We start from the raw sequence: 22,278 nt of genomic DNA on the forward strand, positions 1-22,278 counted from the left end.
CAATCAGTACCTCGCCGAGAGCATGAACGCCGCCGTACGGCCGGGCGCTTCCAGAACGAACGGCGTCGCACTCTGATACAGCGCGTTGTAGTAGAGCTTGTTGAAGATGTTGTTCACGAACAGCTTCGCGGTCCAGTTCTTGTCGATCTTCGCCTCCACGAAGGTATCGAAGCGCCAGAAGCTCGGCAGCGACGTGCCCTGGTTCGCGGCCAGCAACGTGCCGCCGTAAATCTTGGAACGATAGACCGCCTGTCCACCGACCTCCCACCTGTCGTCGATCTGGTATTTGCTAAGCAGGCTGAACGACTGATTGGCGGTGTTGGCAAGCGGCAAGCCGACGTTGGTGCTGTACAGCGCGGTGTTGGCTGGCGGAACCAGCGACTTCGTCACCTCCGACTTCATCAGGACGAGGCCGCCGAACACGCTCCATTTGTCGGTGATCTTGCCGGTGACCTCAAGGTCCACGCCGCGGATTTGATAGGCTGCGCCAGCGGTGACGCAGGAAACCGTGCCCACCGATCCAGGCGGAATAGGGCAAGTCGGGTTTGTCGCACTGGCGTTCACCGACTCACGCGCGTTGGTGACATCGGTCTGGAACAGCGCGCCGCTCACGAGCAGATGACGGTCGAACAACTCCCATTTGTTGCCGACCTCGATCGCCGTGTTCTTCATCGGCCCAAAGATCTGGTTCGGGTTGCCGTTGAGGACGGGCGCAAGTCCCCCGTAGTTCGCGCTGGTGCCGTCAAACTCCGAACCTACCGGGTCCGACGACGTCGCATAGGCGACATAGACGCTGGTGATCGGCAGCGGCTTCAACGTGAGGCCCAAATTGAAGTTCGGCAGTCCGAAGTCGGCGGCTTGCGCCCCAAAGGTGTTCGCGACGCCGCCCACCGTGGCGTAACCGCTGCTTTTGATGTTGTAGTCGTCGTAGCGGATACCACCGTTGAGGATGACGAAATCGCGGTAGTTGACCGAGTCCATCAAGTAGACGGCCGTCGTGTCGATGGCGATTTGCGTCGGGAGTCCCGTGAGCGCCGGCGTCGTCGAGTATGGCGCGAACGTGAATTGGGGATTGAGCGCATTGACGCCGGTGAAAGACCCGGTACCCGGATTGTTGGAGCCAACCAGTTCCGACGCCAGCCCGGTATATTTGTCGATGCTGGAGACTTCTCTGGAGACTTCGACTCCGCCGAGCAGTGTGTGGTGCCAGTCACCGGTCTCGAACTTGTACGTTGCCTCGCTCTGGTTGGCGACGACCTGGGTCGGCTGGTAGCGGCTCTGCGGATTTGTGGAGATCGTCCAGTTCGCCGGATTGCCGCTGGTCGTTACGGGCGATTCCGGAATCGTGCCGATGTAATTCAGCAGCGACTGCGAGGCACGAACCTTGTCGGTCAGGATCAAGTCGGGAGTGACATGGACTTCGGTGTTGACCGTGGCCATGTCCTGATGGACTTCGTAAAAATCACGATTCACTGCACCATAGAAGGTATTGCGATTGCTGCCATAATCCGGCATTGGACCGCCGGCCGTGGTGGTAAAGACCTGAGAGCCCGATCCAGTGGATCCCGGCCGGTAATACGGCACGCCGAAGTCCGGCAGTCCGTGAACGTCGGTGTGAACGTAATCTGCGGTGATCTTCACTGCATCGATCGGCTTGTAGGTGAACGCGACAAAACCGCCGCTGTGATCGTCCTTGGCGAAGCTTCGGCCGGCAATGTTGGAATTCTGGAATACGCCACCGGCGCGAACCGCGAATGTCGGACTGATCACCTGATTGACGTCGAGGGTCACGCGCTCGCCAGGGTCAGTCGAGTACGTGGCATCCATGTTGTAGAATGACTTCTCGGTGCTCGCCTGCTTGGTGACGATGTTGATCGCACCACCCGTCGTGCCGCGGCCGGCGAACGACGACCCTGGCCCGCGCAGGATCTCGATCTGCTCGGTGAAGAAGTTCTCGCGGACGCTGACGCCGGAATCGCGCACACCGTCGACGAAGATGTCGTTGCGGGTATCGAAGCCGCGGATGAAGAAGCGATCGCCGAAGGCGTTGCCACCCTCACCCGTGCCGAGCGTCACGCCGGCGGTATTCAAGACCGCCTGCTTCAACGAGGTCGCGTTCTCGTCCGCCAGAACTTCCTTGCTCAACACCGTGACCGTCTTCGGCGTGTTCAGGAGCGGCTCGGGAAATTTGCCCGACGCCTGAATGTGGTCGACCTTGTAGGGCGCAGCCGCATCCGCATAGGGGTTGCGGTCGGCGGCAAGACCGCCGGCATTCGGGAACGGCACCGGCGCTTGCTGTGTCTGCTGGCTGCGGCGCGCGGCGCGGCGCAGCGCGGTGCGGGCGCGAACCTGCGCTGGCGAAGGCTGAGACGCGGCAGGACGCAGGCGAGCGACCGGGGCATCGACCGTTACCGGCGGGAGGTTGGACTGCTGCGCTTCGGCTCCGGAAAACGTTGCCACCGCGATCAGGCCTGCGACCGCGGAAACCTTCGTACCGGAATAAACTGTTTGATCGCTGGCCGAGCCAATCGCCGGGTCGAAACGCAGTGACCGCGGCGCCTTCACCATGTTCATTTCAACGCCCCCAAAAAGCAGTCAGTCGAAGTGCGACGAACTGTCTCTATCGGTTACAGAGCGTGAAATTTTGGGTCAATGCGATCGTCGCAACAGCGCGCTTGAATCGCCCTAATTCAAAGCGATTCTAATCTGCAGTCTGAAATCGCTCTAAGATATTTGTAATCGTTCTAATAACGATTCTAAAAAGTTCACGAGCCGGTTTCGGCAACTCCACAGGCACCGGTCGATGTGTACCGACCGCTTCAGGGATAGCCGATCACTCGGTGCTCGGCGGCTTCATCAGCGAAAATAACTCATCGACAGTCCGCTGCGCAACCTGCCGCACGCGCTCGGTGTTCTCCATGCCGGCGATGTTGACGCCGTTGACGACGGCCCTGATCTCGTCGCGGAAGTCGGTGAGGAAGCGCAGCGGGTCACGCTGCTCGTTCGCGACGCGCGCAATCAACCCGGTAACAAGAATCTGACACGCCATCATGCGCCCGTTCAATTCATCCATCGCCGCATCCTCGTCTCGCTACACCGATGCGCGATATGAACGACATCATGCCGCGTTTCAACCGCGCCGCATGGGTTGCGTGGCATGTCAGGATCGAAATCCGCGTAGCGCGACGAGGCGCGTGCTATTTCGCGGCGATGCTCCCGGGTCCCTCGCCGAGAGTCTTGATGCGGTCCTTGACCTCACGAAGGGTGGCGAGCCCGCTTTCGACATGCTTGGCCGGCACGTCGCGCAGCACGTCGATTGCGATTGCGTCGCGCAAACTGTCGAGGTCATCGACGAGCTGTCGTCCGCTCCTGGTCAGGAAAAGACGGTTAGCGCGGCGGTCCCTCGGATCGGGCCGCCTTTCCAACAGGCCATGCTCGACGAGACGATCGAGCAGCCGCACCAGCGAGATCGGCTGCAGCTCGAGGACATCAGCGAGATCGACCTGCGAGAGCCCCTCCTGCTCGCGCAGGCGGAACAGCACGATCCACTGGGCCCGGGTTGTCCCTCGCGCCTTGGCGCGATGATCGATATAGTTGCGCAGCAGTCGCGAACTTTCGACGAGCTGGGCAATGAACTGGCGTTTGAGATCAAGCGACATAGGGGTCACCGGAGCGTTTCCCAAGGCGACTATTTCTACTTATTGCTAACCTAAACCTTTCCAAATGTTTAGGATTCTCAAGTCGTAGTGTGTTTACACATTAAGTGCACGCATATTATATCCGCAAGCTCTGGGAACCATTTCGATCACCCATTATTGCTTGCACAACCCAAGAGCCTGCATGTCCAAGTCACGAACTATCGGTTGGGTCCTGCTGATCGCCGCGGTCGGCGCGGCGGGTTATTTTGGCTGGCAGAAACACACAGACGACAAACTGGCTGCCGAAGCCGCGCAGAAGCGCGCTGCGGTGCAGCCGGCGGTCCAGGTGAAGATTGCGCCGGTCGAAAAGGCCGATTTCCCGGTTTACCTGCTCGGCCTCGGCACCGTGCAGGCCTTCAACACCGTCCAGGTCCGCACCCGGGTCGACGGCCAGATCACCAAGATTGCGTTCAAGGAAGGTCAATCCGTCAAGTCTGGCGATACGCTGGTCGAGATCGATCCACGGCCGTATCGGGCCGCGCTTGACCAGGCCAAGGCCAAGAAGGTCCAGGACGAGGCCAACCTCGCCAATGCCAATCTCGACCTGCAGCGCTTCACCAAGCTCGGCGAATTCGCCACGCGCCAGCAGCTCGATACGCAGCGCTCCACCGTGGCCCAGCTGACCGCCCAGATCGTCGGGGATGACGCCGCCATCCTGAACACGCAGACCCAGCTCGATTACGCGACCGTGAAATCCCCGATCGACGGAGTGGTCGGCCTGCGACTGGTCGATATCGGCAACATCGTCAACGCCGCGACCCAGACCGCGATCGTGTCGATCACCCAGATCGAGCCGATCACGGTGATTTTCACCGCGCCCGAGGACCAGTTGCCTGATATCAAGGCAGCTCTTGCCGTGGCGCCGCCCAAGGCCATTGCCCTGTCGACCGACGGCAAGCGGGTCCTGTCCACCGGCACCCTGGCGCTGATCAATAACCAGGTCGACACCACGAGCGGGACTATTCGGCTGAAGGCGGTGTTCGACAATAAGGACCATGCGCTGTGGCCGGGCCAATCGGTCTCGACCCGGCTCCTGGTCAAGACCTTGAAAGATGCCACCGTCGTCCCTGATGACGCAGTGCAACATGGAACTGACGGCCTGTATGCGTTTTCGGTCAACCAGGAGAACAAGGCTGAGCTTCGCAAGATCAAGGTCAGCCAGTCTGTCGATGGCAAGTCGGTGATCGACGACGGCCTGTCGCCGGGACAACAGGTGATCACCGCGGGCCAGTACAAGGTTTCGCCGGGAACCCTGGTGACCACGGCGGTGGCGAGTTCGGATCAGCCCAAGGACCAGCTCGAGGCGAAGGTTACGCAGGAATGAGCGACGGAATTTCCGCACCATTCATTCGCTTCCCCATCGGCACGTCGCTGCTGATGGCCGGCATCCTCTTTGTCGGCCTGGTCGCCTATCCGCTGCTGCCGGTGGCGCCGCTGCCGCAGGTCGACTTTCCGACCATCCAGATCACCGCGTCGCTGCCGGGCGGCAGCCCGGAGACAATGGCAACCTCGGTCGCCCAGCCGCTGGAACGCCAGTTCGCGCAGATTCCGGGCATCGCGCAGATGACCTCGACGAGCTATCTGGGGACCGCGTCGGTCACCATCCAGTTCGACCTCAACCGCAGCATCGACGGCGCCGCCAACGACGTGCAGGGTGCGATCAACGCGGCAAGCGGCCAGTTGCCCAAGACCCTCCCCTCGCCGCCGACCTATCGCAAGGTGAACCCGGCGGATTCGCCGATCATGCTGCTGTCGGCAACCTCCGACACGCTGCCGCTGATCACGGTCAGTGATGCCGTCGACGCCGGGCTTGCCCAGCAGATCAGCCAGGTTTCCGGCGTCGCGCAGGTCATCATCGGCGGCCAGCAGAAGCCCTCCGTGCGCGTCCAGATCGACCCGGCCAAGCTGGTGGCAAAGGGCCTGTCGCTGGAGGACGTCCGCAACGCGATCAACATCGCGACCGTCGACAGTCCCAAGGGCAATATCGACGGCGACACCCGGGCCTACACCATCTACGCCAACGACCAATTGCTGAAGGCGGCCCCCTGGAACGACGTCATCATTGCCTATCGCAATGGCGGGCCATTGCGGATCCGCGACATCGGCAAGGCGGTCGACGCGGCGGAAGACGCCAAGCAGGCCGCCTGGGCCAACGGCAAGCGCGGCGTGTTCCTCGTCGTCTTCAAGCAGCCCGGCGCCAACGTCATCGACACCGTCGACAAGATCAAGGCCTCACTGCCGCGCCTCGTCGCCGCCATTCCGCCCGCCATCAAGATCGACGTCATCAGCGACCGCACCACGACGATCCGAGCAGCAGTGGAAGACGTCCAGTCCACTCTGCTCCTGACCATTTTCCTGGTGGTCATGGTGATCTTCGTCTTCTTGCGCAGCTTCTGGGCGACCGTGATCCCCGCGGTCACCGTCCCGTTGGCCCTGCTCGGCGCCTGCGCGCTGATGTGGATATTCGGCTACACGCTCGACAATTTGTCGCTCATGGCGCTGACGATCGCGGTCGGCTTCGTCGTCGACGACGCCATCGTGATGCTGGAGAACATCAGCCGCTACATCGAGGAGGGCGAGAGGCCGCTTGCTGCCGCCTTCAAAGGCTCGAAGGAGATCGGATTTACCATCGTTTCGATCAGCGTCTCGCTGGTCGCGGTGCTGATTCCGCTGCTCTTGATGGGTGGAATTATCGGCCGCCTGTTCCGCGAGTTTGCGGTCGTGCTGGCGATGACGATCTTCGTGTCGATGATCGTGTCCCTGACGCTCACGCCGATGATGGCATCCCGCTTCCTGCGTGCCCACAATGAAGAAAGGCACGGCCGGCTATATAAGCTGAGCGAGCGCGGGTTCGACGCGATGCTGCGCGGCTATGAAAGCGTGCTGGACCTCGCCTTGCGCTGGAAGTTCACGACGCTGATGATCTTCTTCGCGACGCTCGCGCTGTCGGTCTACATGTTCGTGATCATCCCGAAGGGCTTCTTCCCGCAGCAGGACAACGGCCTGATCACGGCGACCTCGGAAGCCAGCCAGGACATCTCCTTCGTCGACATGAAGCGGAAACAGGAGGCGCTCGGCCAGATCGTGATGCAGGATCCCGCCGTTGCGACGGTCGCGATGGCAATCGGCGGCAGCGGCCGCGCCGGCAACAACGGCAACCTGTTCATCACGCTCAAGCCGCTGAAGGACCGCGATGCCAACGCGCAGCAGGTCATCGCGCGGCTGCGGCCGAAGCTGGAGAAGGTTCAAGGCGCCCGGCTGTTCATGCAGGCGGCGCAGGACGTTCGCCTCGGCGGCCGCCCGACCCGCACTCAGTTCGAATTCACATTGCAGGACTCCAACCTCTCCGAGCTGAACGAATGGGCTCCGAAGATCCTGGGCAAGATGCAGACCCTGCCGGAGCTGCGCGACGTCGCCACCGACCAGCAGACCAACGGCACCACGCTCGAGCTGCAGATCAACCGTGACACCGCCTCGCGCTACGGCATCCAGCCGCAGTTGATCGACGACACCCTCTACGACGCGTTCGGCCAGCGCCAGGTGACGCAGTACTTCACCCAGCTCAACAGCTACCACGTCATCCTCGAAGTGCTGCCGGAGCTGCAGGGTTCGATCGACACGCTGAACAATATCTACATCAAGTCGCCGCTGACCGGTGATCAGGTGCCGCTATCGACGTTTGCGAAATGGACCAGCGTGCCGGTGCGGCCGCTATCGATCAGCCATCAGGGCCAGTTCCCGGCGATCACCATCTCCTTCAATCTTGCCCAGGGCGTAGCCCTCGGCCAGGCGACGCAAGCGGTGTCGAAGGCAATGGCCGAACTCGGCGCGCCGCCGACGCTGAGTTCGAGCTTCCAGGGTACCGCACAGGCGTTCCAGCAATCGCTGTCGACCGTGCCGCTATTGATTCTGGCCGCGCTGGTGGTCGTCTACCTGATCCTCGGCATTCTCTACGAAAGCTACATCCACCCGATCACGATCCTGTCCACCCTACCCTCGGCCGGCGTCGGCGCGCTGGCGATCCTGATGGCGGCCGGCTTCGACTTCAGCCTGATCGCGCTGATCGGCATCGTCCTCCTGATCGGCATCGTGAAGAAGAACGGCATCATGATGGTCGACTTCGCGATCGCCGCCGAACGCGATCAGCACCTGGAGCCGGCGGCCGCGATCCGCCAGGCCGCCCTGCGCCGCTTCCGCCCGATCATGATGACGACGATGGCCGCCATGCTCGGCGGCGTGCCGCTGATGCTCGGCACCGGCACCGGCTCGGAAATTCGCCAGCCGCTCGGCTACGCCATGGTCGGCGGCCTGCTCGTCAGCCAGGCGCTGACGCTGTTCACGACGCCCGTCGTCTATCTCTATCTGGACCGCCTCTCCAACGCCTTCGCGAACTGGGGCCGCTCGTCGCGTCCCGATGACGAAACCCATGACGGCGAGGATGGTGCGGTCAAGCAAGCCGCCGAGTGACTTGACTTTGCCCTTCCGACGGCACATCCGAAAGGCGTTGGTTTCGGAGTAGCCGCCGTGAAGACTGCCGCAAAGTCGTTGTTCATTCTGTTTGCTGTGTTCGGCGCGACCGGCCTCGGTCACGCCCAGAACCCCAAGGGCAAGACCCCACCCGCGCCAGCGGCCGCTCCCTCCCCCGCCACCCCGCATGCCGATGCCGCGCCCGCCGCCAATCCCGGCTGGGTCGCACGCTGCACCTCTGCAAGCCGCGACGCGCCGCTCGAATGCGCGATGGAGCAAACCGCCGTTCTCAGCAAGACCGGCCAGCTCGTCGTGCTGGTCAATATCCGCGTCCCCGGCGACACCCGCGCGCCCGTCGCGCTGATCCAGCTGCCGCTCGGGCTGAACCTCCCGATGGGCGCCAAGCTGCAGGTCGACGAGGGCAAGCCCGTCGACGTGCAGGTGCAAACCTGCGAGGCGCGCGGCTGCTACATCACCGCCCCGATCGGCGCCGACATCCTCGCTGCGCTGAAATCGGGCAAGCAGTTGAAGGTGTCGTTCCAGACCCTCAACAAGGAAACGATCAGCATCCCGATGCCGCTGGCCGATTTCGCGACGGTGTACGAGAAGATCAAGTAGGCGCCACGCTCTCGATCCGCGACAGGCAGATGGAGAGGCAGCTGGCTGATTGCCCGTTGAAAGCCTACGCCCCTACCCCGTAGTGGAGCGAAGCGATACCCATCAAACACGCAGCGCAAAGTGATGGGTATCGCTGCGCTCCACCCATCCTACGATGATGGCCTACGCTCCCAAATACACCTTCTGTACCTGCGGATCCTCGGCGAGCGCGGCCGCCGTGCCCGACAGCACGCTCTTGCCGACCTGCAATACTGTTGCAAAGTCGGACACCTCCAGCGCGAGTTCGATCGACTGTTCGGCGAGCAGGATGGTCAGGCCCTCGCGATGCAGGCGGCCGAAGGTCTCGTACATGGACTCGACCACTGCGGGCGCCAGGCCCAGCGACGGCTCGTCCAGCATCAGGAGCTTTGGGTCGCTCATCAGCGCGCGGCCGACGGCAAGCATCTGCCGCTCGCCGCCGGACATGGTGCCGGCGCGCTGGGTACGGCGCTCCTTCAGGCGTGGGAAGATCTCGTAGACGCGATCGAGCAGCGTCCTCGCGCGGGATCTGTCGCGCAACGGCGTGGCGCCGAGCAGAAGATTGTTCTCGACGCTTTGCTGCACGAACAGCCGCCAGCCCTCCGGAGACAGCGCGAGCCCCTTGCGTACGATCGCGAATGCGCTCTGCCCCGCGATCTCCTCGCCGGCGAAGCGGATCGTACCGGCATGCGCTGGAATCAGGCCCGCGATCGCATTCAGCGTCGTGGTCTTGCCGCCGCCATTGGAGCCGAGCAGCGCGACCACGCTGCCCTGCGGCACCTCCAGCGACACGTCGGAGACGCCGATCAGATCGCCGTAGCGCACCTCTAGGTGTTCGATCTTCAGGAGTGGCATGGAGCCGTTTCCGGCTCCAGATTCTTGCTTTGACGCGTTTTCTTGACGCGAACCAGTACCCACTTCGCTCGAAGACGCTTTGCTCATGTGGCGGGGCCGCCCATGAGCTCGATCGGGGTGTGGCCGGCGGTGACCTTGGCGGCGGCACGGGTCCCGAGATAGGCGGCGATAACAGCGGAATTCGAGGTCACCTCCCGCGGCGTGCCATGGGCGATCTCCTTGCCCTGGTGGAACACCATGACCCGGCTCGCCAGCGACATGATCACTTCCATGATGTGCTCGACGATCACGAGCGTGATGCCGGAGCGATGGATGTCGCGGACGAGATCGATCGCAAGCTGCACCTCACGCAATGTGAGGCCGGCCATGGCCTCGTCGAGCAGCAGCACCTTTGGTTCGGTCGCAAGCGCACGCGCGATCTCGAGCCGCTTGCGGCCGGGCGTGCCGAGCGAGCGCGCCGGCGCGTCCGCCAACGGCTCCATGCCGACGCGTGCCAGCACGGCGCGTGCCTTCACTTCGGCCGCGGCGCGATGGGAGGTGCGCAGGAAGGCGCCGATCATGACGTTCTCCAGAACCGTCATGCCCTCGAAGGTCTGCGGCACCTGGAAGGTGCGCGCCAGCCCGAGCCGCGCCCTCGCCTCCGGCGTCGCGCGGGTGATGTCCGCTCCCTCGAACAGCACCTTGCCTGATGTCGTCTGCAGATCGCCGGTCAGGCAGTTGAAGAAGGTCGATTTGCCGGCCCCGTTTGGGCCGATCAGACCGAGGATATCGCCCTGCTGCAGCGTGACGCTCGCAGCGTCCACCGCCTTGAAGCTGCCGAAAGCCTTGGTGATGTCGCGCGCCTCAAGGAGCATTGGCGGCCCCCTTGGCTGCCGCATCCTTGGCCGACCGCTGCCACACCCGTGTGATCAGCGGCAGCAACCCACCCGGCTGGAAACGCGAGATCAATACGATGATCGCCCCATACAGCACGAAGGTGAGGCCCGCGCCCTTTGCGCCGAGCCAGCTGTTGGAGAGCTCCTCCAACGGCACCAGGATCGCGGCCCCGACCAGTGGCCCGAACAGCAGCCCGGCGCCTCCGAGCGCCGCCATGATCAGGATCTTCACGGAAATCAGGATGCCGAGGCCGGAGTCCGGATCGACGAAGCCGAACATCATGGCATAGAGCGCGCCGGCGACCGCCGTCAGTCCGGCGCTCAGCATGTAGGCGTAGAGCTTGGTGCGCGCCGCCGGTGCGCCGAGCGAACGTGCCGCGCGCTCGGAATCCTTGATCGCCCGCAGATAAAATCCCATCCGGCTGTTGGCCATCCACCAGGTGATGCCAAGCGTGACCGCGAGCACGATCAGGAACAGATAGTAGTAAGGCAGCGCCGAGACAAAAGAGAGATCGAACACATTGCGCGGCACCGTCGGGCCGCTGAGGCCGACAGCCGCGCCGAGATAGTCGGTGTTGATCACGATGAGCCGCGCAAGTTCAGCGACCGCGATCGTCGCCATGCTGAAATAGTGCCCGGACAGTCTGAGCGTCGGCCCGCCGATCACGGCAGCAACGATGACCGCAAAAGCGAACCCCACCGGAATGCCAACCAGCGGTGACAGGCCGAAATGCGCGTAGGCCCCCATCGCCGCGTAGGCGCCGCAGCCAAAGAACACGACGTGTCCGACCGAGACCTGGCCGGCGTAGCCACCGATGATGTTCCAGGCGGATGCGGCGATCGCATAGAGCAGCACCAGCGCGCCGAGGCGCTGCTGGAACGGCGTCGACAGCAGCAACGGATAGGCGATCACGATCGCCAGCAGCACCGATGGCCAGATCAGGTGCCGCATCATGCCTTGTATCATGCCTTGCCCATCAGCCCCTGCGGCCGGAACCACAGGAAGAGCAGGAACATCGTGTAGACGACGATGTCCTTGTAGACGGCTCCGATCAGATAGCCGGACACCGACTCGATGACGCCGATCAGAAGCCCCGCGACCAGCGCGCCGGGCACGCTGCCGAAGCCGCCGAGCGACACCGTGACGAAGGCGACGATGCCGAGCGTCTCGCCGACGGTCGGCACGATGTAGAAGAAGGTCGCGATCAGCGCGCCGGCAAGCCCGGTCGCGCCGGCCGCGATCGCCCAGGCGATCGCCTGCATGCTGTCGGGGCGGATTCCCATCAATTGCGCCGCGGTGGAATCCTCGGCCACCGCCAGCATCTTCGATCCGAGCGAGGTGCGCGTCAGCAGCAGATGCAGGCCGAGCGTGACCAGCAATGCGACCACGCCGGCGAGCAGGCGGGAGGCCTCGATGCGGATGCCGAAGAAGTCGAAGGTGCCGCCGACGATGTTCTGCGGCAGTGACTGGAAATTCGCGCCGAACCACCAGAACACCGAGTAACGCAGCAGCAGCGCGAGCCCGAAGGTGCCGAGGATCTGCGCCAGCATCGGCCCCTTCATGATGTGGCGGATCAGGCTGAAATAGACGATGACACCGACGGTCGCGAGCACCAGTGTCGCGGCCGGCGCGCCGGCTGCGGGCCCGACGCCGAACAGCGTGAACACCACCAACGCCACATACATGCCGAGCATGACGAAATCGCCATGGGCGAAATTGACGATGTTCATCATGCCCCAGACCAGCGTCAGGCCTGAGGAGAACAGCGCATAGACGGCTCCGAGCAGAAGTCCGCCGACGATCACCTGCACAAGAATGAAAGACATGAGCCCCGCGTCATTGCGAGCCGGAGGTTTGCGTCTGATACAATCAGCAAAGGGCGGGACGTCGCATCCCGCCCTCCATGTTCTCACCAGCCCTTGTACGGCAGGACCGGCGGCTTCACGGCATTGGCCTTCGGCCATACCGCGACGTAATTCTCGCCGTCAGGCTCGAGCTGGATGATCAGGCCGGAGGCCAGCATGTTCTGGCCCTTGTCGTCGAACTTGACGCCGCGATAGCCGATCATCAATTGCTCGGGCTTCAGGTCGGTCGCCTTCAGCGCCGCCTGGATCTTGGCGGGTTCGGTCGAGCCGGCGCGGTCGATCGCATCGAGCAGCACGAACAGGCCTTGCATCTGCCGCGCGACGGTGTCGTCCATCTCCTCGCCGCTCTTCTTCTTGTACATGTCGGCGATGATCGCGCTTGGAGAGTCCTTCGGGCCGACGCTCCATGACGAGCGGTTGAAGACGCCCTGTGAGAGCTTGCCGACCGCCTTCAGGAACGACGGATCGGAATAGCCGGCGTCGTCGGCGAGCAGGATCGCGGGCTTGTAATCCTGGGCCTGCATCGTCTTGGCGAACAGGATCGCATCCGACGTGTAGGAGATCATGATCACGACGTCGGGCTTCTTCTCCTTGAGCTGCAGCACCTGGCCCTGCACGTCTGTTGCGTTCGAGGGATAGGCAATGTCGAGCGCGATGCCGATGCCCTTTTCCTTGAAGGTGGACGTGATCACGTTGGCGACCGAGGTGCCGTATTCGGTGTTGTCGTGCACCAGCGCGATGGAGTCGGTCTTGCCGCCGGCCGCCTTCATGTCGGTCAGGAAATCGTAGTAGATCTTGGCGAAATCAGACGCGACCGGCGTCGTACGGAAAAACCATTTGAAGCCGCGCTCGGTCAGATTGGCCGCCACCGACTCGCCGTTGACAAAGGGAATGCCGTATTTCTCGGCGATTGCGCTCGCGGTCAGCGTGATGCCGGACTGGTAGGCGCCGGTCAGCGCCACCACCTTCTCTTCCGTGATCAGGCGCAGCGTCTGGTTCTGCCCGGTCGCGGGGCTGCCCTGGTTGTCGGCGATCGCGACGTCGACCTTGGCACCACCGAGGCCGGCGAGGCCCGCATTCTTGGCGAGCGGGAAATTGCCGAGCTCGGGGTGGGCGTTGTTGACGATATCCATGACCACGTCGAAGGCGGCCTTGACGTGGGTGCCGATGCTGGCGGCGCCGCCGCTCATCGGAAACACTGCGCCGATCTTGACGGTCTTGTCCTGCGCAAGCGCGCTGGAGGCCAACCCCATCGAGATCGCGGCCGCGGAAAGCAGCGCGACAAACCTTGAAAATCTCATATGAACGTCTCCGTGGATCCCGCCCGTAACCGGGCTGTCGTCATGGCCAGGAAACGTCCGGCGCAGCGCCGCCGCCTCCCCCTTGTTGTTCTTGGTGTACCAGCATCGCATGGCCCTCCGGACCCGGCAAGTTAAGTGGCCGCCGGATGCGATCGCTTCCGACTAAAGTCGCTGCAACGGAAATGTGCAGCGGCGCGCTTCGCACGCATCACGCGCGCATATGGTTGGGTGCGCCGGATGCCGCGTCTCACGGGCCGAAATAGGTGTCTTCGACAGACCGCCATTCCGGGCTCGCAGTGACGATGGTCAGCGCGCGATCGAGCGGCCGCTTCAACGCCGAATTCATCGGCAGCGCAAACGCCATATAGGCAGGAGCCATAACGCCGTGCGGGGGCGAAATTGCATCGGCAAAGCGCGCCTTCGCGAGATATTGCAACGCACCAATACTGTTGACGACGGCATCCACCTTTCCTGAGGCAACGGCGTTGAGGGCGTCGGGGAGATTTTCGAATTTCTGATACGCGAGGCGCTGGTCGTCGAGATATTCAGCGCCCGACGAAGCTGTTACGGCGCCGAGTCGTTTGCCCGCGAGGTCACTGGTGCGGTTCGCGACGATGCCTTCGACCCGGCTCACGGTGATGCGCGCGATCAAATTGGTTGTCAGCAGGGAGACCAGCACGAGGCTTCCGACCATCCAGAGGACGGCAAGCGCACGGCCCAGATGTGTTTTCGGAGTTTTGTCGCCATAACCGACCGTGGTCATCGTCACCACGGCCCAATACACGCCCTCATGCCACGATGTCACGGCCGATGCGGCCTCCGATGTGTTGTCCTTGGAACGGGATCGCTCGAACCACCACATCAGCACGCCAATCACCGCCAGCAGCACAAGGATGGCGACGATCAACTCACCAAGCTCGCCGGCGGCCGTGCCGTACTCATGGAATGCGGATGCAGCGTCTGTTCGCTTGGCGAAGACAGCGGCGGCCCCAGAGCGATGGGTGGGATATGAGAAGTCGACCCGCGTAAGGCGTTCGGGCGTAATCGTGATGGCCCCGATCCCGACATCGTAAGCATGCCCCTCCAGCCCCGACAGCACGTCGTCCATCCGCGAAACCAGCGTCAGGTCGTACTGCCAGTGGCGATCCTCCGCGACGCGACGCCAGAGATCGACGCTCGCCCCCGTGAACAGCCCGTCGTGATCCCGCCCGCCGTAAGGCTCGACATCATAGACCGCGACGTGCAGGGGTGCTGTCGTGCCCGGCTCTGCTGCCATCGCCGCACTGGCGAGCACGCAAATAACGAGCGAACAAAGCGCCGCCCGTGCGGCACCAAGGCGACCGGCAATGTCGCGGCAACAGATGAAATGAACAAAAAACATACGACACGATAGCGCGCGTCGATGACGGATTTTGCCCCGGCGGAGGAGCAGAGCTTGAGCCGTCAGGATTGAGCGTGAGCGCAGGTGGCTACGCCGCGAGCCCACTAATGCGCGCGGCGTGGCCACATCGTCCCGCTGCCCGAGCGTACCTGGCGGCACAAGGGTCCAAAACCCGGCGTCGCGGCGGCCGATTTGCCCCCAATCCGCCGCCATCAATGCTTGCCAAGTCCCGGACCGAGCGAGTAGAAGGACCCCACTCGCGCGAGGCGCTGATTTGCAGCCGCCCTCGCCGCAAAGGTTGCCCGGTCATCTATCTAAGCTGCTGATGCCGTTGAGCAATTTTTGGGGAATGGTGTAACGGTAGCACAACAGACTCTGACTCTGTTTGTCTTGGTTCGAATCCAGGTTCCCCAGCCAGCTTTGGTGATCACGCCAACCACCTCATCCGCACCGGCTTACGCCGCAGACCGCTTGACGGCGGGTGGCGGCGACATCGGCTCTCGCCAACCACCTGTCCGTTACCGCTGCATCTGCATGATCTGATCCATCGGCATCATGTTCGCATTCAGATTGGCCATGATCCAGAGCGAGCCGCCGATCACGAGGATGACGATCAGGACACCGAAGGCCAGCGCCATCACGTTGTTGGTGTTGTCGGGTCCTGTCGTGATGTGCAGGAAGAACACCAGGTGCACGCCCATCTGGGCGATCGCAAGCACGATGATCGCGACGGGGATGCTGGGCTGCCACACCAGATCGGTGCCGGCGATGAAGAACGACGTTGCAGTCAGCAGGATCGCAAGGCCGAGGCCCACAACGTAACCGAGGATCCGGGTCCGGACGTGGCCTTCGCCTTCATCGCCCGGCGCGACGTCGCTCGTGTGAGATTCCAGGGACTGATCGCTCATTAACCGGCTCCGAGCAGGTAGACCACCGAGAACACCGCCACCCAGATGATGTCGAGTGCGTGCCAGAACAGCGCGAAACATACGATGCGACGCTGGATATCGGCCCGAAACCCCTTGGCCGTGACCTGCGCCATCATCGTCAGCAGCCACAGTATACCCGCCGACACATGCAGGCCGTGACATCCGACGAGGGTAAAGAAGGACGAGAGGAAAGCGCTGCGCGACGGTCCGGCGCCGCGGGCAACCAGGCTCGCGAATTCCCGAAACTCGAGTGTGAGGAACGCCAGGCCCAGCGCGCAGGTCAGCGCCATGGCCAGCTGGAACAGCGTCGTCTCGCGCTCATCGGCGGCGATGCTGGCCATTCCGCAGGTGAAGCTCGACAGCAGCAGGAATCCGGTCTCGGCCGCGACCGAGCGAAGATCGAACAGCTCGGATCCCTTCGGCCCGCCATCGGTCTGCCCCGACAGAACCGCATAGGCCGCAAAGAAGCAGGAGAACATCACGATGTCGCTGAGCAGGAAGATCCAGAAGCCGTAGGCGGTGACGATCCGCTTCGGCGCAGGCCCGGCATGCTCCGCCGCGGCGTCCAGGCCACGCAACTGATGCGGATCGGCGCTTGCAATTGCCGCTGTCGCCATCACGCTGCTCCACTTATCAAGGCGCGCCGCTCTGCGAGATTGGCCTGGTCGATCCGCGCCACATCATCAGCCGCGATGACGTACTCATCGTGGTCGCGCCAGGCAAAGGCGACGAAGGTCGCGAAGGCGCCTAGCATCCCGGCCACGACCATCCACCAGATGTGCCAGATCAGCGCGAACCCCATCACGGTCGCGAAAAACGCACAGATAAATCCGGTCGGCGAGTTCCGCGGCATCTCGATGTCTTTGTAATCCGGACTGTTGTCGCTCATACCCTGGCGCCTTGCCCGCTCCTTCATCGACCAATAGGCGTCCGACCCGCCGACGTCGGGCGTGACGGCAAAATTGAACACCGGCGGCGGCGACGCGGTTGCCCATTCAAGCGATCTTCCATCCCAGGGATCGCCGGTGCGGTCGCGCAATTCATCGCGATGGCGAATGCTGACCACGAGCTGCGCGATCTGGAACCCGATCCCGGCGAGAATGATGAGGGCACCGACCGACGCGAGCAGCAGCCATGGACGCCATTCCGGCACGTCGTAGTGCTGCATGCGGCGCGTCATGCCGAGCAGGCCAACGACGTAGAGCGGCATGAACGCCACGTAGAATCCGATAAGCCAGCACCAGAACGCAGCCTTGCCGAGGCCCTCGTGCAGGCGAAAGCCGAACGCCTTCGGAAACCAGTAGGTGTAGCCGGCGAACGCGCCGAACAGCACGCCGCCGATGATTACGTTGTGGAAATGCGCCACCAGGAACAGGCTGTTGTGCAGCAGGAAGTCGGCCGGCGGCACCGCAACCAGAACGCCGGTGAGACCGCCGAGCAGGAAGGTGACCATGAAGCCGATCGACCACAGCATCGGTGACGTGAAGCGGACGCGCCCCCCATACATGGTGAACAGCCAATTATAGATCTTCACACCGGTCGGAACCGCGATGATCATGCTGGCGATGCCGAAGATCGCGTTGACGTTCGGCCCGGCGCCCATCGTGAAGAAATGGTGCAGCCACACCATGAACGAGATGACGCAGATCGCCATGGTCGCCAGCACCATCGACCGGTAACCGAACAGCGCCTTGCCGGAAAACGTCGACACGACCTCGGAGAAAATCCCGAATGCCGGCAGCACGAGGATGTAAACCTCGGGATGTCCCCATGCCCAGATCAGGTTCATGAACATCATGACATTGCCGCCGCCTTCATTGGTGAAGAAATGGAAGCCGAGGTAACGGTCGAGGATCAGCATCGCCAACGTCGCAGTCAGGATCGGAAACGCCGCGACGATCAGCAGGTTCGAGGCCAGCGTCGTCCAGCAGAACATCGGCATGCGCAGATAGTTCATGCCCCTGGTGCGCAGCTTCAGCACCGTGGTGACAAGGTTGATGCCGGCCACCAGCGTTCCAACGCCGGAGATTTCCAGCGACCAGAGATAATAGTCGACGCCGACGCCCGGCGAATAGGTCATCTCCGACAATGGCGGATAGGGCAGCCATCCGGTCCGCGCGAACTCGCCGATCACGAGCGAGAGATTGACCAGCAGCGCGCCGGTCGCGGTCAGCCAGAAGCCGACCGAATTGAGGGTCGGAAACGCGACATCGCGGACGCCGAGCTGCAACGGCACGACGAGGTTCATCAGCCCGATCACGAACGGCATGGCGACGAAGAAGATCATGATCGTGCCATGCGCCGAGAAGATCTGATTGTAATGCTCGGGCGGCAGATAGCCCTGCGAGTGCAACGCCACCGCCTGCTGCCCCCGCATCATCAACGCATCGGCAAAGCCGCGCAGCAGCATGACCGAGGCAAGCAGCGTGTACATCACGCCGATCCGCTTGTGATCGACGCTGGTGATCCACTCCCGCCAGAGATATGGCAGGTGGCCCCTCACCACGACCCAGAGCAGCACGGCCAGGATCACCACCAGCACCACTGCGCCGGTGGCCAACGGTATCGGCTGGTCGATCGGGATGGCCGACCAGCTCAGCTTGCCGAACATCAGTGGCTCCGTGGTGAGACTTCGGCCTGCTGGTCCAGTGACGGACCGGGCGCAGGCGGAATATGCTGGGTGGCCACCGCCTGGAACAGCAAGGGATCATCCAGCCGGTAGGTAATCTGTCCGTCGCCGGTCGATTGCCGCGCCAGCTTGTTGTAGCTCTCGGCGTTGAGGGCCTGGCCGCTGCCGGCCGCCTTCCCGACCCAGTTCGTGAACGACAGCTGCGGCACCACGTGGACGTCGAACATCATGCCGGGAAAGCCGTCGCCGCTGAAATGCGAAGACAACCCCTGATAGGTGCCCTCATTATCCGCACGAAGGTGCAGACGCGTCACCATCCCGTTCATGGTGTAGATCATGCTGCCGAACTGCGGGATGAAGAACGCGTTCATGACGCTCGACGACGTCAATTCAAATTGTAGCGGAGACCCGACCGGCACCGTCAGCGCATTGAGGCTGGCAACCCGCTGATCGGGATAGATGAACAGCCATTTCCAATCGAGCGAGACCACCTGGATCCTGAGCGGCGGCCCTGTCCCCTCCACCGGGCGGCCCGGATCCAGCTCATGCGCCCCGATCCAGGCGACACCGCCGAGCAGGATGATGGTGAGCGCGGGGATCGCCCAGACCACCAATTCGAGCCGGCCGGAATACTCCCAATCCGGCAGGTACTGCGCGCGCTGGTTGGAGGAGCGATACCACCAGGCGAAACCGAGGATGGCTGCGATCGTAGGCAGCACGATCGCAAGCATGATGGCGACGGAATCCACCAGGATCGTCCGTTCCGCCGCGCCGATAGGTCCTTGGGGATCAAGAATGTTCATCGCGAGATGATGCCATCTGAAACCGCGTCGACCGTGACGTGATCGAAACCTAGCGGTTCTCAAGGCAGACGCAAGTCATTTTGGCGGATCGGGAAGCCGAACCGCTTTACTTCAAATTTTCAATTCGATCCTACTCGCGCAACAAACAACGACACCGCCGTTCCGGCCACGGCCACCATCGGTCTTTCGTTCACCGGCTTGTCGCAGTGACGCGCCAGACTGTGTTGCCGACATCGTCGGCGATCAGAAGCCCGCCCGATTTGTCGATCGCCAATCCGACCGGACGGCCGCGCGACTTCTCGTCCTTGCTCAGGAATCCGGTCACGACATCCTGCGCGGTGCCATTTGGATGCCCGTCGGCGAACGGTACGAACACGACCTTGTAACCGTTGAGCTGCGGCCGATCCCAGCTTCCATGTTCGCCAACGAATGCGCCGCCGCGATAAGACGCCGGCAGCGCAGCATCGCCACTGGTGAACGCGAGGCCCAGCGGCGCGACGTGCGAACTGAGCGCGTAGTCCGGCGCGATCGCCTTCGCCACCAGATCGGGACGCTGAGGCTGCACCCGCGGGTCGACGTTCTGGCCGTAATAGCTGTAAGGCCAGCCGTAGAACGAGCCGTCCTTGACCGACGTCATGTAGTCCGGAACGAGATTGGGGCCGATCTCATCGCGCTCGTTCACGACCGCCCATAGCGCATGGCTTTGCGGCTCGAAGGTCAGCCCGTTCGGATTGCGCAGTCCGCTTGCGAAGATCCGCGATCGGCCGGTTGCACGGTCGACTTCCCAGATCGCCGCGCGATTCTTTTCGGCCTCGATGCCGTTCTCGGTGATGTTGCTGTTCGATCCCACGCCGACATACAGCAGCGAGCCGTCCGGGCTGGCGACCAGGCTCTTGGTCCAGTGATGATCGATCGGTCCGCCCGGCAGCGGCGTCAAGGTCTGTCCGGGTGATGTGATCTTGGTATCCCCGGTGTGATAGGAATAGCGAACGATCGCATCGGTATTCGCAACGTACAGGTCCTCGCCGACCAACGCGACGCCGAATGGCGACTTGAGATGATCGAGGAACACACTCTGCACCTCCGGCTTGCCATCACCATTAGCGTCGCGCAGCAGCGTGATCCGATTGCTTTCTCCGGTATCGCCGCCCGACGTCGCCCATGACTCCACCCATTTCATGATGAAGTCCTTGGGCCGCTTGATCGGCTCGGTACCCGGCGCCTTCGAACTCGACGACGAGGACGTCCCCGTTGGGAAGCACGTAGAGAGAGCGCGGATGCTGCAGACCGGTAGCCAGCGCATTGACCTGAAGGCCGTCAGGCACCGTCGGCTTCTCGCCCTGCTGCCATCCCACGACCGCCGCGATATGCATCGGCGGAATCAAATATTGCTGCTGCGCCGGCAGATCGGGATGAGCACCTATCTGGGTTGTCGGATCGGGCGCCGTCTCGTCGCACCCCGCCAAGCACAACACGGCCAACACACCGGCCGCAAGCCGAACATGACGCATCTCGATGAAACCGGTGATCGCAGGCATCAATCCGCAACTCCCACCCGATGGCGATAGACCATTTCCCCACCGAGCCATCCCGTGAACAGCATCACGAGCACGGTGAGCGCGGAGAGCACCAATCCCGTGGGAACGACCGAGGTCCAGGCGTCGCGGCTGTGAACGAACGAATTGAACAAGGCGAGCAGCAGAACCACCACATTCCCGATCATGTGGTACCAGGCCGGCGCCAACCTGCGGACGCCGCGGCTACCAAGCAGATCGATCAGGCCGGCAAGGGCCGCAAGCCCGCCCATGATCAGGCCGGCAAACAACAGCCACGCGGAAAAATCGGCCCACATCATCTCGGCGGTCCGCCAATAGGCGATGTCGGTGAGAAGCGCGCCGACGAAACACACGATCGGAAATGGCACCAGCATCGCATGGATGGGATGCAGCGCGATCCGCGCCGTCGAATGCGGATTTGGCAGACGGGTGGCCGCTGCTGACGTGGTCTCTTGCATTCAGAACCTCCAAGACGAGCCGTCAACGGCCCGCCTATAGCGAGGTTCCTAAGGCGCAGCGAGCAAGCAGGAACGAACACGTGAGGACGATGTCGGGACATCGTCACGATCGGAGCGCAGGCCGCTCCCAATCGTTTGATGGGCCGTTCGAGCGCGCTGATGTTCGGACCCAAGTCCGCCTTGTGGCGTTTGTTCCCGCGACTGCACGTACTTGCCACTTCGCAAAACACAGGGAGTTCCGCTCGATACGAACGAGCGCCAGACCATGACCAGCCGCAGAATCAAAAAACCCGACATCACGAGGCCTCTGTGGGCGTTGCTTGCATTGAATTTCTTCATGGCGGACATGCAGTCCAGAATTGGTCTCATGGACGGTCCAGGCGTTGTGGCGACCACGATCGTTGTCGCCCAGGGCGTTATGGTGATCATGTCGGTCGTCGGCATGCACGCTGCCGAGCGCCGGAATTTCTGGCCGGTTTTGCTCGCGTCATTTCTCGCCCTGCCGGTGCGTGGCGTGCTGGCGTATTTCCTGTCCGGCTGGTGGGGCGTATTTCCGGTGCAGATTCTCGATGGCATCGGCGCGGGCCTGCAAAGCGTGGCCGTCCCCGGTGTCGTGGCGCGCACCCTCAATGGCACGGGACGCATCAATCTCGGTCAGGGCGCTGTGATCACCATCCAGGGGATTGGCGCCTCACTCAGTCCAGCCCTTGGCGGCTGGATCGCGCAATGGGTCGGCTATCAGCTCGCATTCCTGGGCGTTCTCTCGGTCGCGCTCTGGGTTTCGCTGCGCCGTGTCGTGGACAAATATTGAACTTGGCGGGCCC

The 22,278-nt window shown here is 62.8% G+C and carries 17 protein-coding genes, 1 tRNA gene and 2 pseudogenes; 5 read left to right on the forward strand and 15 right to left on the reverse strand.

Annotation, left to right across the window (positions count from 1 at the left end):
- Positions 1-3: 3 nt before the first annotated feature.
- The 3 genes from ACP2YO_RS27905 to ACP2YO_RS27915 all read right to left on the reverse strand — a co-directional run bounded on the left by ACP2YO_RS27905 (position 4) and on the right by ACP2YO_RS27915 (position 3,659).
- Complete coding sequence (locus ACP2YO_RS27905) at positions 4-2,574, reverse strand: TonB-dependent receptor domain-containing protein (protein WP_426434366.1); 2,571 nt, start codon at positions 2,572-2,574, stop codon at positions 4-6.
- A gap of 259 nt (positions 2,575-2,833) precedes the next feature.
- Positions 2,834-3,073 carry a hypothetical protein gene (locus ACP2YO_RS27910; RefSeq protein ID WP_426434367.1) on the reverse strand — a complete coding sequence of 80 codons (240 nt, stop codon included), beginning with the start codon at positions 3,071-3,073 and terminating at the stop codon, positions 2,834-2,836.
- Positions 3,074-3,197: 124 nt separating this feature from the next.
- On the reverse strand, positions 3,198-3,659 hold the full coding sequence (locus ACP2YO_RS27915) for a MarR family winged helix-turn-helix transcriptional regulator (protein WP_426443328.1): 462 nt from the start codon (positions 3,657-3,659) through the stop codon (positions 3,198-3,200).
- 181 nt (positions 3,660-3,840) lie between these two features.
- On the opposite strand from ACP2YO_RS27915, the gene ACP2YO_RS27920 reads away from it, so the two are divergent.
- The 3 genes from ACP2YO_RS27920 to ACP2YO_RS27930 are packed head-to-tail and all read left to right on the forward strand — an operon-like array spanning position 3,841 to position 8,783.
- Positions 3,841-5,022, forward strand: a complete 1,182-nt coding sequence (locus ACP2YO_RS27920) for an efflux RND transporter periplasmic adaptor subunit (protein WP_426434368.1) — start codon at positions 3,841-3,843, stop codon at positions 5,020-5,022.
- Positions 5,019-8,165, forward strand: coding sequence for an efflux RND transporter permease subunit (locus tag ACP2YO_RS27925; RefSeq protein ID WP_426434369.1), 3,147 nt, complete (start codon positions 5,019-5,021; stop codon positions 8,163-8,165). Before ACP2YO_RS27920 ends, ACP2YO_RS27925 begins: the two co-directional genes overlap by 4 nt.
- Positions 8,166-8,222: 57 nt before the next feature.
- Positions 8,223-8,783, forward strand: coding sequence for an invasion associated locus B family protein (locus tag ACP2YO_RS27930; protein WP_426434370.1), 561 nt, complete (start codon positions 8,223-8,225; stop codon positions 8,781-8,783).
- Positions 8,784-8,945: 162 nt separating this feature from the next.
- On the opposite strand, the gene ACP2YO_RS27935 is transcribed toward ACP2YO_RS27930, so the two are convergent.
- The 6 genes from ACP2YO_RS27935 to ACP2YO_RS27960 all read right to left on the reverse strand — a co-directional run bounded on the left by ACP2YO_RS27935 (position 8,946) and on the right by ACP2YO_RS27960 (position 15,292).
- Complete coding sequence (locus tag ACP2YO_RS27935) at positions 8,946-9,656, reverse strand: ABC transporter ATP-binding protein (RefSeq protein WP_426434371.1); 711 nt, start codon at positions 9,654-9,656, stop codon at positions 8,946-8,948.
- Between the two features lie 83 nt (positions 9,657-9,739).
- Positions 9,740-10,510 (reverse strand): ABC transporter ATP-binding protein, encoded by a 771-nt coding sequence (locus tag ACP2YO_RS27940; RefSeq protein ID WP_426434372.1) that lies wholly within the window; start codon positions 10,508-10,510, stop codon positions 9,740-9,742.
- Entirely contained in the window at positions 10,500-11,486 is a 987-nt protein-coding gene (locus ACP2YO_RS27945; RefSeq protein ID WP_426434373.1) for a branched-chain amino acid ABC transporter permease, read from the reverse strand. The genes ACP2YO_RS27940 and ACP2YO_RS27945 overlap by 11 nt, the downstream gene beginning before the upstream one ends.
- An 8-nt stretch (positions 11,487-11,494) precedes the next feature.
- Entirely contained in the window at positions 11,495-12,358 is an 864-nt protein-coding gene (locus ACP2YO_RS27950) for a branched-chain amino acid ABC transporter permease (RefSeq protein WP_426434374.1), read from the reverse strand.
- An 83-nt stretch (positions 12,359-12,441) separates the two neighbouring features.
- Positions 12,442-13,698, reverse strand: a complete 1,257-nt coding sequence (locus ACP2YO_RS27955) for an ABC transporter substrate-binding protein (protein ID WP_426434375.1) — start codon at positions 13,696-13,698, stop codon at positions 12,442-12,444.
- A gap of 247 nt (positions 13,699-13,945) precedes the next feature.
- Positions 13,946-15,292, reverse strand: coding sequence for a transporter substrate-binding domain-containing protein (locus ACP2YO_RS27960; protein WP_426434376.1), 1,347 nt, complete (start codon positions 15,290-15,292; stop codon positions 13,946-13,948).
- Positions 15,293-15,422: 130 nt separating this feature from the next.
- On the opposite strand from ACP2YO_RS27960, the gene ACP2YO_RS27965 reads away from it, so the two are divergent.
- Positions 15,423-15,496: transfer RNA gene (locus ACP2YO_RS27965), tRNA-Gln, on the forward strand.
- A 101-nt stretch (positions 15,497-15,597) separates the two neighbouring features.
- On the opposite strand, the gene cyoD is transcribed toward ACP2YO_RS27965, so the two are convergent.
- The 6 genes and pseudogenes from cyoD to ACP2YO_RS27995 all read right to left on the reverse strand — a co-directional run bounded on the left by cyoD (position 15,598) and on the right by ACP2YO_RS27995 (position 21,454).
- Positions 15,598-15,987 carry a cytochrome o ubiquinol oxidase subunit IV gene (cyoD, locus tag ACP2YO_RS27970; protein ID WP_426434377.1) on the reverse strand — a complete coding sequence of 130 codons (390 nt, stop codon included), beginning with the start codon at positions 15,985-15,987 and terminating at the stop codon, positions 15,598-15,600.
- A complete protein-coding gene (gene cyoC / locus ACP2YO_RS27975; protein WP_426434378.1) occupies positions 15,987-16,625 on the reverse strand; it encodes a cytochrome o ubiquinol oxidase subunit III in 639 nt (212 codons plus the stop codon). The genes cyoD and cyoC overlap by 1 nt, the downstream gene beginning before the upstream one ends.
- Positions 16,625-18,619, reverse strand: a complete 1,995-nt coding sequence (gene cyoB / locus ACP2YO_RS27980; protein ID WP_426434379.1) for a cytochrome o ubiquinol oxidase subunit I — start codon at positions 18,617-18,619, stop codon at positions 16,625-16,627. Before cyoB ends, cyoC begins: the two co-directional genes overlap by 1 nt.
- Entirely contained in the window at positions 18,619-19,440 is an 822-nt protein-coding gene (cyoA, locus tag ACP2YO_RS27985) for a ubiquinol oxidase subunit II (RefSeq protein WP_426434380.1), read from the reverse strand. Before cyoA ends, cyoB begins: the two co-directional genes overlap by 1 nt.
- A 190-nt stretch (positions 19,441-19,630) precedes the next feature.
- A pseudogene (locus tag ACP2YO_RS27990) lies at positions 19,631-20,951 on the reverse strand (PQQ-dependent sugar dehydrogenase).
- 26 nt (positions 20,952-20,977) lie between these two features.
- Complete coding sequence (locus ACP2YO_RS27995) at positions 20,978-21,454, reverse strand: DUF2231 domain-containing protein (protein ID WP_426434381.1); 477 nt, start codon at positions 21,452-21,454, stop codon at positions 20,978-20,980.
- Positions 21,455-21,815: 361 nt separating this feature from the next.
- On the opposite strand from ACP2YO_RS27995, the pseudogene ACP2YO_RS28000 reads away from it, so the two are divergent.
- Positions 21,816-22,265 (forward strand): annotated as a pseudogene (locus ACP2YO_RS28000) (MFS transporter); the annotation flags it as partial.
- Positions 22,266-22,278: the final 13 nt, after the last annotated feature.

The sequence above is a fragment of the Bradyrhizobium genosp. P genome (assembly GCF_049949265.1).
Taxonomy (GTDB): Bacteria; Pseudomonadota; Alphaproteobacteria; order Rhizobiales; family Xanthobacteraceae; genus Bradyrhizobium.

What these genes read in the sequence shown, in the direction of transcription:
- ACP2YO_RS27905 (WP_426434366.1), bottom strand. Translation starts at nt 2,574, where the DNA reads ATGAACATGGTGAAGGCGCCGCGGTCACTGCGTTTCGACCCGGCGATT.
- ACP2YO_RS27910 (WP_426434367.1), bottom strand. Translation starts at nt 3,073, where the DNA reads ATGGATGAATTGAACGGGCGCATGATGGCGTGTCAGATTCTTGTTACC.
- ACP2YO_RS27915 (WP_426443328.1), bottom strand. Translation starts at nt 3,659, where the DNA reads ATGTCGCTTGATCTCAAACGCCAGTTCATTGCCCAGCTCGTCGAAAGT.
- ACP2YO_RS27920 (WP_426434368.1), top strand. Translation starts at nt 3,841, where the DNA reads ATGTCCAAGTCACGAACTATCGGTTGGGTCCTGCTGATCGCCGCGGTC.
- ACP2YO_RS27925 (WP_426434369.1), top strand. Translation starts at nt 5,019, where the DNA reads ATGAGCGACGGAATTTCCGCACCATTCATTCGCTTCCCCATCGGCACG.
- ACP2YO_RS27935 (WP_426434371.1), bottom strand. Translation starts at nt 9,656, where the DNA reads ATGCCACTCCTGAAGATCGAACACCTAGAGGTGCGCTACGGCGATCTG.
- ACP2YO_RS27940 (WP_426434372.1), bottom strand. Translation starts at nt 10,510, where the DNA reads ATGCTCCTTGAGGCGCGCGACATCACCAAGGCTTTCGGCAGCTTCAAG.
- ACP2YO_RS27945 (WP_426434373.1), bottom strand. Translation starts at nt 11,486, where the DNA reads ATGATGCGGCACCTGATCTGGCCATCGGTGCTGCTGGCGATCGTGATC.
- ACP2YO_RS27950 (WP_426434374.1), bottom strand. Translation starts at nt 12,358, where the DNA reads ATGTCTTTCATTCTTGTGCAGGTGATCGTCGGCGGACTTCTGCTCGGA.
- ACP2YO_RS27955 (WP_426434375.1), bottom strand. Translation starts at nt 13,698, where the DNA reads ATGAGATTTTCAAGGTTTGTCGCGCTGCTTTCCGCGGCCGCGATCTCG.
- ACP2YO_RS27960 (WP_426434376.1), bottom strand. Translation starts at nt 15,292, where the DNA reads ATGGCGGCGGATTGGGGGCAAATCGGCCGCCGCGACGCCGGGTTTTGG.
- cyoD (WP_426434377.1), bottom strand. Translation starts at nt 15,987, where the DNA reads ATGAGCGATCAGTCCCTGGAATCTCACACGAGCGACGTCGCGCCGGGC.
- cyoC (WP_426434378.1), bottom strand. Translation starts at nt 16,625, where the DNA reads ATGGCGACAGCGGCAATTGCAAGCGCCGATCCGCATCAGTTGCGTGGC.
- cyoB (WP_426434379.1), bottom strand. Translation starts at nt 18,619, where the DNA reads ATGTTCGGCAAGCTGAGCTGGTCGGCCATCCCGATCGACCAGCCGATA.
- cyoA (WP_426434380.1), bottom strand. Translation starts at nt 19,440, where the DNA reads ATGAACATTCTTGATCCCCAAGGACCTATCGGCGCGGCGGAACGGACG.
- ACP2YO_RS27995 (WP_426434381.1), bottom strand. Translation starts at nt 21,454, where the DNA reads ATGCAAGAGACCACGTCAGCAGCGGCCACCCGTCTGCCAAATCCGCAT.